Origin of the sequence: Mesorhizobium sp. M1403, from assembly GCF_040317695.1 — a bacterium.
In the GTDB taxonomy this organism is placed as follows: domain Bacteria; phylum Pseudomonadota; class Alphaproteobacteria; order Rhizobiales; family Rhizobiaceae; genus Mesorhizobium.
On record NZ_JAMYKY010000007.1, the window covers coordinates 71,301 to 83,845 of the forward strand.

The window sequence follows — 12,545 nt, forward strand, 5'->3', positions numbered from 1 at the left end:
AAAGCAACGACAACTCACGAATGACCAGTACACTGGAGTACCTGAAATGACCAAGATTGCTCTTACCGTCGCCACCATCGTCCTCATCGCCACGGGCAGCGCATTTGCCGGCAGCGATCACTATGGTTCGGACGGCGTCAACCAGCCGGCCGCGCCTGTTGGCAATGCGCCTGTCGGCGCTATCGACAGCGGGTTTACCGGTTCCATCCGCAAGCCGCTGACGGCTGAGCACAACGCCGTCGACACCGGGGCGACGACCCGGTTCGGCACGGATCAGCCCGTAGTGCCCCAATCTGGCCGGGGCAACTGGGGCCGCTAGTTCCTCAAACCCCGGGAGCACAAAGAACGGCGGGCTTGGCCCGCCGCTCTTGTTTGTGCGAAGCTCGGTCGGTCGAGGGATCGGCGGTTTTTCCCCCGGCCTGTTGGTAAATCCCTAACGCAGATCCTTCGGCCAAATGCAGTGCGTCAGTCGGGCGCTGCCGAAGGTGAGACCGGCCCAATCGCCATCGACGTCGAACCGAGCCAGGGCCGCGGTCGGGAATTTTTCCGCCAGCTTTTTCAGCGCCGCTTCATCCGATCCAGCCCCGGCAAGCCCGCGCGCGAACTCCTCCAACCCGGGATTGTGGCCAAGCACCAGCAGCGTTCCGGTCTCCGCCTTTACTTGCCGCACCTTGGCGAGGATGTCCGCCGCCGCTGCCTCGTAGAGCGCCTGGGCAAATTTGGCCTGCACCTTCGCCGGCAATTCCGCCGAAACCAGCCGCCATGTGTCGCGGGTGCGCAGCGCCGGCGACACCAGCGCCAGCTCCGGCAGCCAGCCGCGCCGGGTCAGTTCGCGCCCGACCAGCGGCGCTGCTTTCCGCCCGCGCCCGGACAGCGGCCGGTCGAAATCGATGAGGCCAGGATCGTCCCAGCTCGACTTAGCGTGACGCAGGAGCAGCAATTGCATCATGGTTTCAATTCAAGTCCAAGGGATGTCCGGCTGAAAGTCTTTCCCATATCCGCCGCCATGCTTTGTGCCCATGGCGGTATCAAAACTCGCCCAAAGCACACCAAAGATGAACAGGCCTACGCGCCGTTCATCTTTATCCCATCTGACCGAAATGTCTGCTTCAGTGATAGCCCAATCGCCCGATCGAATGTGAATTGCTTCGATGACAGAATCGGCCCGCCCGTCCTCGGTTCGACAAAGATAGAAATATGCCGTGGCACTGTTCGGATCGTCCGCCTCGTCATACTCGAAGACGCCGGCGAGATCACCTTTTGTGCGGATCGCGCTGTCGAAAACGTCCATTGGTCTGTTTCTGCCGACCCCGACGATTTATTGGCTTTTTCTACGGACCCTCACGGCGTTATCCGCGCCAGGTGCTCGAGATCGGTCTCTTCGCGCAGCGGGTCGGGCGCGATCACCACCGACGTGGCATTGTCGGCATCGTCGGCGAAGCGCGAAAACACCGTGCGGCCGCCTTCCATCCGCGCCTTGCCTTCGGCGACCAGGCCCAGCGCCAGCGGATAGAGCTGGTGCTCGGCCTTGAGCACGCGCGCGGCCAGCGTGTCCTCATTGTCGCCGACCATCACCGGCACTGCGGCCTGGGCGATGATCGGCCCGTCATCCATGTCGAGCGTGACGAAATGCACTGTGCAGCCATGGATGCGCATGCCTGCGCGGATGGCTCGCGCGTGCGTATCCAGCCCCTTGAAGGCAGGCAGCAGGGCAGGGTGGATATTGACCATCCGGCCCTGCCACTTCTCGACGAAACGCGCGCCGAGGATGCGCATATAGCCGGCCAGCGCGACGATTTCGGCGCCGAACGACAAGAGGGCCGCATCGATCGCCCCGTCATGCGCTTCCTTGCTGGCATAATCGGAGCGCGAAATCACCTTGGTGGCGATGCCGCGAGCCGCGGCGATGCCGAGGCCGGCGGCATTGGCGCGATCGGAGATGACGCCGACGATCTCGGCCGGATAGGCCGGGCTGCCGGCGGCCGCGATCAGCGCCGTCATGTTGGAGCCGCGCCCCGAAATAAGCACTACGGTGCGTTTTCTGGTCATAGGCCGATCGAGCCCCGATAGATGACGCCGGCATCGCGGCGCGGCACGATCTGGCCGATCGGCGTCACCGTCTCGCCGGCCTCCTGCAGAACGGCGGCGACCTGCGCCGCCTGACCGGAGGCGACGACCAGGATCATGCCGATGCCGCAATTGAAGGTGCGCATCATCTCTTCCGGCGCGACGCCGCCGGTCTTGGCCAGCCACGAAAACACCGGTGGCACCTCGATGGCGCCGAGATCGAGCTCGGCCGAAAAATCCTTGGGCAGAACGCGCGGGATGTTTTCGGGAAAGCCGCCGCCGGTGATATGGGCCAGCGCCTTGATGCCATGCGTGTTGCGGATCGCCTTGAGGATCGACTTGACGTAGATGCGCGTCGGCTCGAGCAGCGCCTCGGCCAGTGTCGCCTCGTCATTGAACGGCGCCGGATCGCCCCAGCCAAGGCCGCTTATCGCGACGATGCGGCGGACCAGCGAAAAGCCGTTCGAATGCAGGCCCGACGAGGCAAGGCCGAGCAGCACGTCGCCCTCGACGATGTCGTCGGTCGGCAACAGCTGACCGCGTTCGGCGGCACCAACTGCAAAGCCGGCAAGGTCGTAGTCCTTGTCGTGATACATGCCCGGCATTTCCGCCGTCTCGCCACCGATCAGCGCGCAGCCGGCCTGCCGGCAGCCGGCGGCGATACCACCGACGATCGAAGCACCCTGGTCGGGATCGAGCTTGCCGGTGGCGAAATAGTCGAGGAAGAACAGTGGTTCGGCGCCCTGCACGACGATGTCGTTGACGCACATGGCGACGAGGTCGATGCCGATCGTATCGTGCTTGCCGGCGTCGATGGCGATCTTCAGCTTGGTGCCGACGCCGTCATTGGCGGCGACCAGCACCGGATCGGTGAACCCGGCGGCCTTTAGGTCGAACAGGCCGCCGAAGCCGCCGATCTCGCCATCGGCGCCCGGCCGGCGGGTCGCACGCACCAGCGGCTTGATCTTCTCGACCATGAGATTGCCGGCATCGATGTCGACGCCCGCTTCGGCATAGGTGAGCCCGTTCTTGCGCTTGCTCATTTCCGGCGCCTGCTCATCTGTTGCGCTTGCCTGTCGCTGGTTTCATTCGCTTGCGGGCTCTTCGCATGAACGGCCGCACCTCGCAAGGATGACGGCGGGATCAGACGGTCTTGGCTCGACAAAAGAGTGGACACTGCCGCCCTTATGGACGCCCCTCTCGTTCCGCCAGAACCATGTCGACGCGGTCGAGTTGTGCCTTGGCGTAGCCGCTCAGCGCTATTCCGCTATTGTTCGTTCGAATCCAGTGCACAGCCTGCCTCACCCGCTCGTAGTGCCCAAGTTCGATTTCGCAGGCAATCAGCGCGAGGATCCGAACTGCGAAGGGCTGTGTGAATTCGTAAGGTTTGTCGAGCAGCTCGCTATGTCCGGCGACGTAACTGGCGAGGTCCGGATTCTGAGCCCTGATCCGTCGCGCCAGCTCGACATATTTCCCCAGCAACCTATCTATGCTCGTCTGGTCAAGGTTCTCGAAGTAACGAGCATAAGCTTTCAGCTCATTGTTAAATATCGTTTCGGGATGAAACTGCGACAGTCCGGGCCAGATCCATTTTTTGCCGTACAGCCTTTCAAGCAACGGCCTGACGGTAAGAAAGTCCAGGTAAACGAGCATGTTCACATGAACATCGCCAGAGCTTGCAGTAAAGGCCTCTTCGAGAATCAGGCTGATATCGTCGCTCCGGTCGACTTCGAAGACGCCTTTCCGGATGCGGCGAAAGCCATGTCCCGTCATGAACGTATCGAGATACTTACGCGCTTCGCCAACGGCCAAAGACAAGGTTCCACTCCCTCTTTGTTGCGCCATGGTGCCTTGATGGTTGCCGAAGAGTCCAGCCGCTGCGCCGCTTGTTCCAAAATAGCTTCGCGGCCAGTGCGCTCTCGACAAACCCCTGCACGGCCCAACTTTTGTCGCTTCTCACTTGCCGTGACCATCCATCTCCATCATGTATCGACAAACAAGAGCGACGGGATAATGCGTTTGACCATCCCCAACATGATCACGATCATGCGCTTCGTGCTGGTGCCGGCCGTGGTGCTGGCCATGCTGCAGGAACGCTGGGACTGGGCCTTTGCCGGCTTCCTCATTGCCGGCATTTCCGACGGCGTCGACGGCTTCATTGCCCGCCATTTCAATCAGTTTTCCAGGCTCGGCGCCTACCTCGACCCGATGGCCGACAAGCTGCTGCTGGTCTCCGTCTTCGTGGTCATGGGCATCAGCGGCGAGTTGCCGCTATGGCTGGTCATCACCATGGTGTCGCGCGACGCGCTGATCGTCTGCGCCGTGCTTTTATCCACCGTCATGGCGCATCCCGTCGAGATGAAGCCGCTCCTGGTGTCGAAGGCCAACACCGCGATCCAGATCGTGCTGGCGGCAGTGGTGTTGGGCGAACTCGCCTTTGACATCCGTCTCGATCCGCTGAGGCCGGCCCTCATATTGCTGTCCGGGGTCTTGACCGTGGCTTCGGCCGCGGCCTATCTCGTGGCTTGGCTGAGGCATATGAGCGGCTATGGCGAAGGCTCCACACCCGGCACCTGAACGCGGGGCACCTGAACACCAGGCACCCGACGAACGGTCGATCGACGCCGAGGCCGAAGCCGCGGCAGCGGAGGCTGCGGCATCGGCGTCGTTTCGCCGCCAGATCCGCTTCTGGCTGGTCAGCGCCATCATCCTCGCCGTCTTCCTCTATGTCTTCAGCGGCATCCTTCTGCCCTTCGTCGCCGGCATGGTGCTCGCCTATTTCCTCGACCCTGTCGCTGACCGGCTGGAGCGGCTCGGCCTGTCCAGGCTGATGGCGACGGTGGTCATCCTCATCGCCTTTATCGTCGTCCTGGTGCTGGCCGTCGTCATCCTGGTTCCGGTGCTCGCCTCGCAGATGGCTGATTTCGCCAGCAAGCTGCCGGACTATCTGACCCGGCTGCAGAGCCTGATCACCAGTTTCGACCCGAAATGGCTGGAAGAGAAATTCGGCGTCGACGCCAATGGCCTGCGCGAAGGGCTGAACTCGCTGCTGACCTCCGGCTTCGGTCTCCTGACTACGGTCTTCACCTCGATCTGGAGCTCCGGCGTGGCGCTGGTCTCGGTTGTCAGCCTGTTCGTGGTGACGCCGGTCGTCGCCTTCTACATGCTGCTCGACTGGGACCGCATGGTGGCAATCGTCGACGGCTGGGTGCCGCGCGACTATGTCAAGACGGTCCGGGCGATCGCCAGGGACATCAACACCGCGACCGCCGGCTTCGTGCGCGGCCAGGGTACGCTCTGCCTGGTGCTCGGCGCCATGTATGCCACCGGCCTGACGCTGACGGGCCTGAATTTCGGCATCCTCATCGGCCTGTTCGCCGGGCTGATCTCGTTCATCCCCTATGTCGGCTCGCTGACCGGGCTGGTGCTGGCTGTCGGCGTTGCCTTCGTCCAGTTCTGGCCGGACTGGACCATGATCGCGGCAGTGGCAGGCGTGTTCTTCGTCGGCCAGTTCATCGAGGGCAACATCCTGCAGCCGCGGTTAGTCGGCAAAAGCGTCGGCCTGCATCCGGTATGGCTGATGTTTGCGCTGTTTGCCTTCGGCGCGCTGTTCGGCTTCGTCGGCCTGCTGATCGCCGTTCCGGCTTCCGCCGCCGTTGCCGTTCTGGTGCGTTTCGCCATCGCGCGCTATCTCGAATCGCCGCTCTACAAGGGTCACGCCGACGAGCCGGTGCCGCCGCTGCCGGTACGGCGCCGCGGGGGCGCGCGCGGTTGAGCCAGATGCCGGACAACAAGATCGATCCGCCGCGCCAATTGCCGCTCGATCTAGGCCACGACACCGGCTATTCGCGTGACGAGCTCGTCGTCTCCGCCACCAACAGCCAGGCAGCGGCGCTTGTCGACCGCTGGCCGGACTGGCCGTCGCCGGTTGTCGTGCTGGCTGGGCCGGCCGGCTCGGGAAAAACCCATCTGGCCTCGATCTGGCGGACCCGCGCGGACGCGGTGAAAGTGGAGGCCGCCCGCATCGGCGACTGTATCGAAAATCTCGGCGCGCATCCGGCCCTGATCGACGATGTCGACGCCGGCCCGGTCGACGAGCACGGCCTGTTCCACCTGATCAATGCGGTGCGCGGCGCCGGCTCGACCTTACTGTTGACGGCGCGCCGCTTTCCCTCCGCCTGGGGCGTCAGGCTGCCCGACCTGGCGTCGCGGCTCAAGGCGGCGGCTACCGTCGAGATCCACGAGCCCGACGATCTCTTGCTGGCCGGCGTCATCACAAAACTGTTCGCCGACCGCCAGGTCGAGGTCGAGCCGCATGTCGTGCAATACCTGGTGCGCCGCATCGAACGCTCGCTGGCCACCGCCATGCGGGTGGTCGAACGGCTCGACCGCACCGCGCTCGAGCGCAAGACGCCGATAACGCGGGCGCTCGCCGCCGAGACAGTCAGCGCCATGGACGAAGGGCAGGGCGAGTTCGAGATTTGACGATTCCAGTTCAGCCACTGTCCCATTTCGGGAACAAAAGCTGGCATCCGTCTTGCAGCAAGGAGCTTGCCGGCTGATCCCGGTCCTGATTGCGTATCAATCAGGTAAGTAGGCTCGCCGGGAGATGGGGTGGTTGGGGTTCTCTTCCCGGCGAGCTTGCCTTTGGCAGCATCGAATCGATAGCGCCATTGCGCGGCGGCCGGGCCTCAGCTCTCTCCACCCACAATCACAGCTCGTTCCGTGCCAAAGCGCTTGCGATAGTCGCCGGGCACCAATCCGGTTATCCTGGCGAATACTTTGCGGAACGAGCCGGGATCGTCATAGCCGACCTCCCAGGCGATCTGGTCGATCGATCGCATCGTGGTTTCCAGCATCTCGCGCGCCTTGCCGACGCGCAGGTGCTGACAATATTCGGTCGGCTTGAGGCCGGTGGCGTTGCGGAACCTGCGTAGGAAAGTCCGCTCCTCCAGTCCGGCATGCTCTGCCATGGCGCCAAGCGTCACGTCACGCGCGCCGTTCGCCTGCAGCCAGTGCTGCACCTTGAGGATCGCTTCGTCGCCATGGGTCAGTCGCGGCGCAAACGGGCTGTAAAAACGTTGCTCGCGGCCCGGCGGATCGACCAGCATGAAACGGGCCGTGTCCATCATGACGGCTGACCCGAGCACCCTGTCCACCAGCTTGAGGCCAAGGTCGGTCCAGGCCATGTAGCCGCCGGCGGTGATGATATCGCCATCGTCGATGACCAGCCTGTCGGCGTCGAGCAGGATGTCTGGAAAGCGTAGCGCCAGCGCGTCGCGATAGGCCCAGTGCGTCGTCGCCGCACGGCCGGACAACAGGCCGGTCTCGGCAAGCACGAAGGCGCCGGCGCAGACCGAACCGAGCGTCGCCCCTGCCATGTGGCGGTCCCTGAGCCAGCCGGCATAGGGTGCTGCCGCCTCGCGCGGAATCGGATCACCTAGGGTCGGGGGCAAGATGACCATGGCAGGTCCATGGCCAGCACCGGACCCGCTGTCGAAGGTGCGGATAACCGTTGGGCTCGCCTCCTGCAGCCGCCAATGGCTGACGCGAAGCGTCGCCGCCTCCGGCGATCGCTCGACAGCCAGCCGGTTTGCCAGCATGAAAAGATCGGTCAGGCCGAGCACGGCTGCTTCCTGCACGCCGGGATACAAGACAAGGCCGATTTCGATCAGATCACGCGCAGCCGTCATTTGTCAGTTTTGCCACGTTGAATGTCCGTTTTGCCAATGCTCACCCTGACCGCACTGTTATAATTTGTCCAGCTGAAGGGGGCTAAAAGCTTCCCTGTTACCCGCCAACTTTTCCATCAAGGAGTAGGACGATGAGCACATTCACCACCCATGACGGCACCGAGGTTTTCTACAAGGATTGGGGCAAGGGCCAGCCGATCGTGTTCCATCACGGCTGGCCGCTGAGCTCAGACGACTGGGACAACCAGATGCTGTTCTTCCTCGAAAAGGGCTACCGCGTCATCGCCCATGACCGCCGCGGGCACGGCCGCTCGTCGCAGACCGCGACCGGCAACGACATGGATACCTACGCTGCCGACGTCGCGGCGCTGGCGGCGCATCTCGATCTCAGGGATGCGATCCACATCGGCCACTCGACCGGTGGCGGCGAGGTGGCGCGTTACGTCGCGCTTTATGGCAGCGGCGGCCGTGTTGCCAAGGCGGTGCTGATCGGCGCCGTGCCGCCGATTATGGTCAAGACCGACAGCAACCCCGGCGGCTTGCCGATCGAAGTCTTCGACGGTTTTCGTGCCGCCCTGGCCGCCAACCGCGCCCAGTTCTACAGGGATGTGCCGGCCGGCCCGTTTTATGGCTTCAACCGCGAGGGCGCCAAGGTCTCGCAAGGCGCCGTCGATAATTGGTGGCGCCAAGGCATGATGGGTGGGGCCAAGGCCCATCACGACTGCATCAAGGCCTTTTCCGAGACCGACTTCACCGACGATCTAAGGAAGCTCGACGTGCCCGTCCTTATCATGCATGGCGACGACGACCAGATCGTGCCGATCGCCGATTCCGCGCTGCTTGCGATCAAGCTGGTGAAGCATGGCACGCTCAAAGTCTACAAAGGCCTGCCGCACGGCATGTGCACCACCCATCCGGAGATCATCAATCCGGATCTGCTGGCCTTCATCCAGGGCTGACGGCTTGCATATCGGACGGGCAGCGCAGGCTCGTGCTGTCCGTCCGTCGCTTAAGCATCACCGGCGACGGCAGACACGCTCGAGCGTGATCCGCTTGCGCTGCCGACGAGATTCGCTTGATGAATGGTCGGAGTGGAGAGATTCGAACTCCCGACCCTCTGGTCCCAAACCAGATGCGCTACCAGGCTGCGCTACACTCCGAACGGTCTGTTGCCTATTGATTTCGGCCCGCCAAAGCAAGCGTAAAAAGCCATCGGCCTTGCTGCCGGCGCCATTGCGCAGTAATGACGGGCTAGTGCATGGCCAGAGAATAGTAATCTGGTTTCGAGGTCGTGTGCTTGCAACCAGCAATGAGGTGGTCATGTCAGCCCGCATTTTCAGCCCAGCCAAAACCGCGATGCAGTCCGGCAAGGCCAAGACCGGCTATTGGGTGCTGGAATTCGATCCGGAGCAGCGCAAGAAGATCGATCCGCTGATGGGCTACACCACGTCCGGCGACATGCGAAGCCAGATCAGGCTGACCTTCGACACCAGGGAAGAGGCGGTCGCCTATGCCGAGAAGGAAGGGCTGGCTTTCCGCGTCGAGGAGCCGAAGGAAATCAAGCGCCGCCAGATTTCCTATGCGGAGAATTTCCGCTATGACCGCAGGACGCCCTGGACGCATTGATCCTATGCCGGCCCTGCCGGCGCCCAACAATCAGCCGGTCGTGCGGCCGGCCAGCGGTCCCGTAGCTCAGCTGGATAGAGCACCGGCCTTCTAAGCCGATGGTCACAGGTTCGAATCCTGTCGGGATCGCCAAACAATTCAGGTCCATTCCGGACAGGTTCACTCGCCAGTCGCGAACAGGATTTCCGAAACATGACAGCGATGGGCGCGGCGGCACTGCTGATCCTTGTCCTGACCTATGCCGGCGTCGCCGTCGGCAGGATACCCGGGCTACGCCTCGATCGGGCAGGCATCGCGCTGCTCGGCGGTGCGGCGATGATCGCCATCGGCGCGCTCAGCATGGAAGACGCCTACCGCGCCATCAGCTTCGACACCATCACGCTTTTGCTCGGCATGATGATCGTCGTGGCGCATCTGAAAGTGTCCGGCGCCTTTCGCGCGCTCGGTGGGTTCGCCATTGAGCATGCGCATGCGCCATTCATGCTGCTGGTGATGGTGACGCTGTTGACCGGCGTCCTATCGGCGTTCCTGGTCAACGACGCCATCTGCCTGGTCATGGCGCCGATTGTCGTCCACGTCACCCGCGTCATCAACCGCAACCCGGTTCCCTATCTGATCGCCACGGCAACCGCATCCAATTGCGGCAGTGTCGCCACCATAACCGGCAATCCGCAGAACATGGTCATTGGCGCCCTGTCGGGGATTTCCTATCCGGCCTTCTCGGCGGCGCTTGCGCCGGTCGCGGCGTTCGGCCTCGTCGCCGTCATCGTCATCATCCGCATCGTCTACCGCGCCGAATTCTCGCGCAAGGCCGAGCTCAGCCCCGAAGTCTATCGCGGCCGCATGCTGCCGGGGCAGGTGCTGAAGGCGGTGGCCGTCTGTATCGGTTTGGCGGTCGCTTTCTTTGCCGGCGTTCCCGTAGCCAAGGCGGCGCTGATTGGCGGTGCGATTCTGTTGCTGACCCGCGCCATCAAGCCTGAGCGCATCTATCGCGAGATCGACGGGCCGCTGCTGTTCATGTTCGCCGGGCTGTTCATCGTCGTCGCCGGTGCCGAAAGGACATTGCTGACGCCCGACATCGTCGCTTCGGCAAAGGACCTTGGGCTGAATGATGTATGGCGGCTGTCCGGCTTCACCGCAGTGCTGTCCAACATCATGAGCAACGTTCCGGCCGTGCTGGCGCTGCGGCCGTTCATACCTGGCCTGGAAGACCCTGAGCGGGCCTGGCTGGTCGTCGCCATGAGCTCGACGCTGGCCGGCAATTTCACGCTGCTCGGCTCGGTCGCCAATCTGATCGTTGCCGAGCACGCGCGGGTCTCCGGCAAGCCGCTGGGCTTCATCGCCTTCTTCAAGGTTGGCCTGCCGTTGACGCTGGTCACGCTTCTTGTCGGGACGGCATGGCTGGCGGCCTAAAAGCACGTCGCGTTCGACCGGCCTCATGCGACGCGCTTTAGGCTCTTGTTTTATGCATGTCGTTATCGCAAAACCGCTGCACACTTTTGCGCGACAGGCATTAGCCAGTCAGGGCGATGTCACCGTCACATGGCCCTTCATATTGGGATGGAAGCGACAGAAATAATCGACCGATTCGGCCTTCTTCACCATCAGGCTTGCTGCCTGCTTCGGCGGGATCATCACTTCCCAGCCGCCGTTGACGGTTGTCGTGTGGGCGAACACGTCCTTGTTCACCCACTTGATCGTATCGCCGACCTTCGCCTCGATCTTTGCCGGCGAAAACACAAGCTTGTCGATCGTCACCTCAATGGTTTCGGCCTTGGCCGGCGCTGCACCCATGGCCAGCGCCAGCGCAATCCACAGATGCCGCCTCGACATCGTTGGCCCAATCCTCACTTCAGCATACCGGCGACGTGTTCGGCGTGCTGTTCGTGGCCCTGGAATATTTTCAGGCCGGTTTCCAGCAGGCTCTTCAGCTCGGCATTGCCGGCCGACGGGATCAGCAGAGTTTCGAGCGCGCCATTGACCTGCTTGTGGTAGGCCACCTCGCTGGCGACATAGGCCTTGTCGAACGCCGCGCCCTTGAGCTTGGCAAGCTTGGCACGTTCCTCGGCCGCCGCCTTGGTCAGCGCTTTGCTGGTCGGATTGTCCTCAGGCGTGACCTTGAGCTTCTTGACCAGGTCGAGAGCCTGTTTGTTGACGGCCTCGTGATCCCGCACCATGTCCTTGGCGAAATCTACGACCTCTTTGTTTTTCGATTTCTGCAGCGCCTGCTTGGCCGCCTCGACGTCAAGCACGCCCGCTGTGTAGGCGATATGTGCGATCTGCGGATCGGTCGGCTTGTCGGCAGCTTGCGACAAGGGCGCTGCGCTAAGCAGGAAAAATGCGGCCAGTGCCGTGGTCGATCGAATAAACATGATGCTCTCCTTCGCCCCGACGCCGAGCTGCATCGGGCTTCGTTTTCAGTGATGCTCATTGGATGCAGGTCGCCGGAAAACGTTCCCGCGAAAATCGACGCGACCTATCCGGAAAGACCAAGCCGCTGCATCACGGCATTGGTCAGCCGTTCACAGCGCCGGCCCGCGAACGGAAACGCGTCGAGCAGCACCGGGCCGATCTGGTCGTCCAGCGCCTTGCGCACCAGCGCACGAGCGCGGTGCAGCCGGGTCTTGATGGTTTCTGGTCGCACGCCAAGCAGTTCGCCGGTTTCCTCGATGCTCAATCCCTCGATGACTCGCGCCACGAACACCATCCGGTAGACATCGGGAAGACTGTCGGTTGCCCGTTCGACAAGCTCAAGGATCTGCCGTTGCGCCATCGTCCGCTCCGGATCGTCGCTCGGGTTGAGGGGAAACCGGATGATTTCGGCTTGCGGGTTTTCGGGCATCGCCACCATTCGCCGCCTTTTGCGCAAGCGGCCGAGCGCTTCGTTGATGACGATACGCGACAGCCACGTGGCGAGCGAGGCATCGCCGCGAAAGGCCTCGAGGTGGGCAAACGCCCTGACATAGGCCTCCTGGACGATGTCCTCGGCCTCGCTGTCGTTGCGCACAACGCCGCGGGCGATGCGGTAGAGCCTTTGGTTGTGCGTCTTGATGATGGTGCGGAATGCATCGCCATCGCGTGCCAGCGCGCGGCCGACAAGCTGCATGTCGCCGGAAGCGGCGGACGTTGCCGTCAACACAGCCGGCATGGGCGATCTCC

At 62.9% G+C, this 12,545-nt stretch carries 16 protein-coding genes and 2 tRNA genes; 8 read left to right on the forward strand and 10 right to left on the reverse strand.

The window, feature by feature from the left end:
* Positions 1 to 46 precede the first annotated feature (46 nt).
* The gene (locus NKH01_RS14525; protein WP_353020726.1) at positions 47 to 319 is read left to right on the forward strand and encodes a DUF680 domain-containing protein; all 273 of its coding nucleotides are present in this window, start codon (positions 47 to 49) and stop codon (positions 317 to 319) included.
* 114 nt (positions 320 to 433) lie between these two features.
* Here NKH01_RS14525 and NKH01_RS14530 read toward each other — a convergent pair whose 3' ends face one another.
* The 5 genes from NKH01_RS14530 to NKH01_RS14550 form a co-directional block, all read right to left on the reverse strand.
* The gene (locus NKH01_RS14530; RefSeq protein ID WP_023719766.1) at positions 434 to 949 is read right to left on the reverse strand and encodes a SixA phosphatase family protein; all 516 of its coding nucleotides are present in this window, start codon (positions 947 to 949) and stop codon (positions 434 to 436) included.
* 9 nt (positions 950 to 958) lie between these two features.
* Complete coding sequence (locus tag NKH01_RS14535; protein WP_352481778.1) at positions 959 to 1,291, reverse strand: hypothetical protein; 333 nt, start codon at positions 1,289 to 1,291, stop codon at positions 959 to 961.
* 50 nt (positions 1,292 to 1,341) lie between these two features.
* Positions 1,342 to 2,049 (reverse strand): phosphoribosylglycinamide formyltransferase, encoded by a 708-nt coding sequence (gene purN / locus NKH01_RS14540; RefSeq protein WP_023719764.1) that lies wholly within the window; start codon positions 2,047 to 2,049, stop codon positions 1,342 to 1,344.
* Complete coding sequence (purM, locus tag NKH01_RS14545) at positions 2,046 to 3,110, reverse strand: phosphoribosylformylglycinamidine cyclo-ligase (RefSeq protein ID WP_023719763.1); 1,065 nt, start codon at positions 3,108 to 3,110, stop codon at positions 2,046 to 2,048. Before purM ends, purN begins: the two co-directional genes overlap by 4 nt.
* 142 nt (positions 3,111 to 3,252) lie before the next feature.
* Positions 3,253 to 3,885 carry a hypothetical protein gene (locus NKH01_RS14550; RefSeq protein WP_353020730.1) on the reverse strand — a complete coding sequence of 211 codons (633 nt, stop codon included), beginning with the start codon at positions 3,883 to 3,885 and terminating at the stop codon, positions 3,253 to 3,255.
* Positions 3,886 to 4,086: 201 nt separating this feature from the next.
* On the opposite strand from NKH01_RS14550, the gene NKH01_RS14555 reads away from it, so the two are divergent.
* The 3 genes from NKH01_RS14555 to hdaA are packed head-to-tail and all read left to right on the forward strand — an operon-like array spanning position 4,087 to position 6,552.
* The gene (locus NKH01_RS14555) at positions 4,087 to 4,644 is read left to right on the forward strand and encodes a CDP-alcohol phosphatidyltransferase family protein (RefSeq protein WP_023719760.1); all 558 of its coding nucleotides are present in this window, start codon (positions 4,087 to 4,089) and stop codon (positions 4,642 to 4,644) included.
* Complete coding sequence (locus NKH01_RS14560) at positions 4,616 to 5,842, forward strand: AI-2E family transporter (RefSeq protein WP_352481773.1); 1,227 nt, start codon at positions 4,616 to 4,618, stop codon at positions 5,840 to 5,842. The genes NKH01_RS14555 and NKH01_RS14560 overlap by 29 nt, the downstream gene beginning before the upstream one ends.
* A 5-nt stretch (positions 5,843 to 5,847) precedes the next feature.
* Positions 5,848 to 6,552: a DnaA regulatory inactivator HdaA gene (gene hdaA / locus NKH01_RS14565; protein WP_353020733.1), complete on the forward strand. Its 705-nt coding sequence runs from the start codon at positions 5,848 to 5,850 to the stop codon at positions 6,550 to 6,552.
* Between the two features lie 206 nt (positions 6,553 to 6,758).
* Here hdaA and NKH01_RS14570 read toward each other — a convergent pair whose 3' ends face one another.
* A complete protein-coding gene (locus NKH01_RS14570) occupies positions 6,759 to 7,760 on the reverse strand; it encodes a GlxA family transcriptional regulator (protein ID WP_023719757.1) in 1,002 nt (333 codons plus the stop codon).
* A gap of 131 nt (positions 7,761 to 7,891) precedes the next feature.
* On the opposite strand from NKH01_RS14570, the gene NKH01_RS14575 reads away from it, so the two are divergent.
* Entirely contained in the window at positions 7,892 to 8,719 is an 828-nt protein-coding gene (locus tag NKH01_RS14575) for an alpha/beta fold hydrolase (protein ID WP_353020735.1), read from the forward strand.
* 124 nt (positions 8,720 to 8,843) lie between these two features.
* On the opposite strand, the gene NKH01_RS14580 is transcribed toward NKH01_RS14575, so the two are convergent.
* A tRNA-Pro gene (locus NKH01_RS14580) sits at positions 8,844 to 8,920 on the reverse strand.
* A gap of 160 nt (positions 8,921 to 9,080) precedes the next feature.
* Here NKH01_RS14580 and NKH01_RS14585 point away from each other — a divergent pair.
* From NKH01_RS14585 to NKH01_RS14595, 3 genes are all read left to right on the forward strand, one after another.
* A complete protein-coding gene (locus NKH01_RS14585) occupies positions 9,081 to 9,386 on the forward strand; it encodes an ETC complex I subunit (protein ID WP_023677641.1) in 306 nt (101 codons plus the stop codon).
* A gap of 55 nt (positions 9,387 to 9,441) precedes the next feature.
* Positions 9,442 to 9,518, forward strand: a tRNA-Arg gene (locus NKH01_RS14590).
* 60 nt (positions 9,519 to 9,578) lie between these two features.
* A complete protein-coding gene (locus tag NKH01_RS14595; RefSeq protein WP_353020737.1) occupies positions 9,579 to 10,799 on the forward strand; it encodes an anion transporter in 1,221 nt (406 codons plus the stop codon).
* Between the two features lie 108 nt (positions 10,800 to 10,907).
* On the opposite strand, the gene NKH01_RS14600 is transcribed toward NKH01_RS14595, so the two are convergent.
* The 3 genes from NKH01_RS14600 to NKH01_RS14610 all read right to left on the reverse strand — a co-directional run bounded on the left by NKH01_RS14600 (position 10,908) and on the right by NKH01_RS14610 (position 12,534).
* Positions 10,908 to 11,219 (reverse strand): cupredoxin domain-containing protein, encoded by a 312-nt coding sequence (locus tag NKH01_RS14600; protein WP_353020739.1) that lies wholly within the window; start codon positions 11,217 to 11,219, stop codon positions 10,908 to 10,910.
* Positions 11,220 to 11,233: 14 nt separating this feature from the next.
* Positions 11,234 to 11,758: a DUF4142 domain-containing protein gene (locus tag NKH01_RS14605; protein WP_023719753.1), complete on the reverse strand. Its 525-nt coding sequence runs from the start codon at positions 11,756 to 11,758 to the stop codon at positions 11,234 to 11,236.
* Positions 11,759 to 11,862: 104 nt separating this feature from the next.
* Positions 11,863 to 12,534: an RNA polymerase sigma factor gene (locus NKH01_RS14610; RefSeq protein WP_353020741.1), complete on the reverse strand. Its 672-nt coding sequence runs from the start codon at positions 12,532 to 12,534 to the stop codon at positions 11,863 to 11,865.
* Positions 12,535 to 12,545: the final 11 nt, after the last annotated feature.

Coding starts and splice junctions, on each gene's coding strand:
- NKH01_RS14525 (WP_353020726.1), top strand. CDS start 47: ATGACCAAGATTGCTCTTACCGTCGCCACCATCGTCCTCATCGCCACG.
- purN (WP_023719764.1), bottom strand. CDS start 2,049: ATGACCAGAAAACGCACCGTAGTGCTTATTTCGGGGCGCGGCTCCAAC.
- NKH01_RS14570 (WP_023719757.1), bottom strand. CDS start 7,760: ATGACGGCTGCGCGTGATCTGATCGAAATCGGCCTTGTCTTGTATCCC.
- NKH01_RS14530 (WP_023719766.1), bottom strand. CDS start 949: ATGATGCAATTGCTGCTCCTGCGTCACGCTAAGTCGAGCTGGGACGAT.
- NKH01_RS14605 (WP_023719753.1), bottom strand. CDS start 11,758: ATGTTTATTCGATCGACCACGGCACTGGCCGCATTTTTCCTGCTTAGC.
- NKH01_RS14600 (WP_353020739.1), bottom strand. CDS start 11,219: ATGTCGAGGCGGCATCTGTGGATTGCGCTGGCGCTGGCCATGGGTGCA.
- NKH01_RS14535 (WP_352481778.1), bottom strand. CDS start 1,291: ATGGACGTTTTCGACAGCGCGATCCGCACAAAAGGTGATCTCGCCGGC.
- NKH01_RS14595 (WP_353020737.1), top strand. CDS start 9,579: ATGACAGCGATGGGCGCGGCGGCACTGCTGATCCTTGTCCTGACCTAT.
- NKH01_RS14575 (WP_353020735.1), top strand. CDS start 7,892: ATGAGCACATTCACCACCCATGACGGCACCGAGGTTTTCTACAAGGAT.
- NKH01_RS14560 (WP_352481773.1), top strand. CDS start 4,616: ATGGCGAAGGCTCCACACCCGGCACCTGAACGCGGGGCACCTGAACAC.
- NKH01_RS14610 (WP_353020741.1), bottom strand. CDS start 12,534: ATGCCGGCTGTGTTGACGGCAACGTCCGCCGCTTCCGGCGACATGCAG.
- NKH01_RS14585 (WP_023677641.1), top strand. CDS start 9,081: ATGTCAGCCCGCATTTTCAGCCCAGCCAAAACCGCGATGCAGTCCGGC.
- purM (WP_023719763.1), bottom strand. CDS start 3,110: ATGAGCAAGCGCAAGAACGGGCTCACCTATGCCGAAGCGGGCGTCGAC.
- hdaA (WP_353020733.1), top strand. CDS start 5,848: ATGCCGGACAACAAGATCGATCCGCCGCGCCAATTGCCGCTCGATCTA.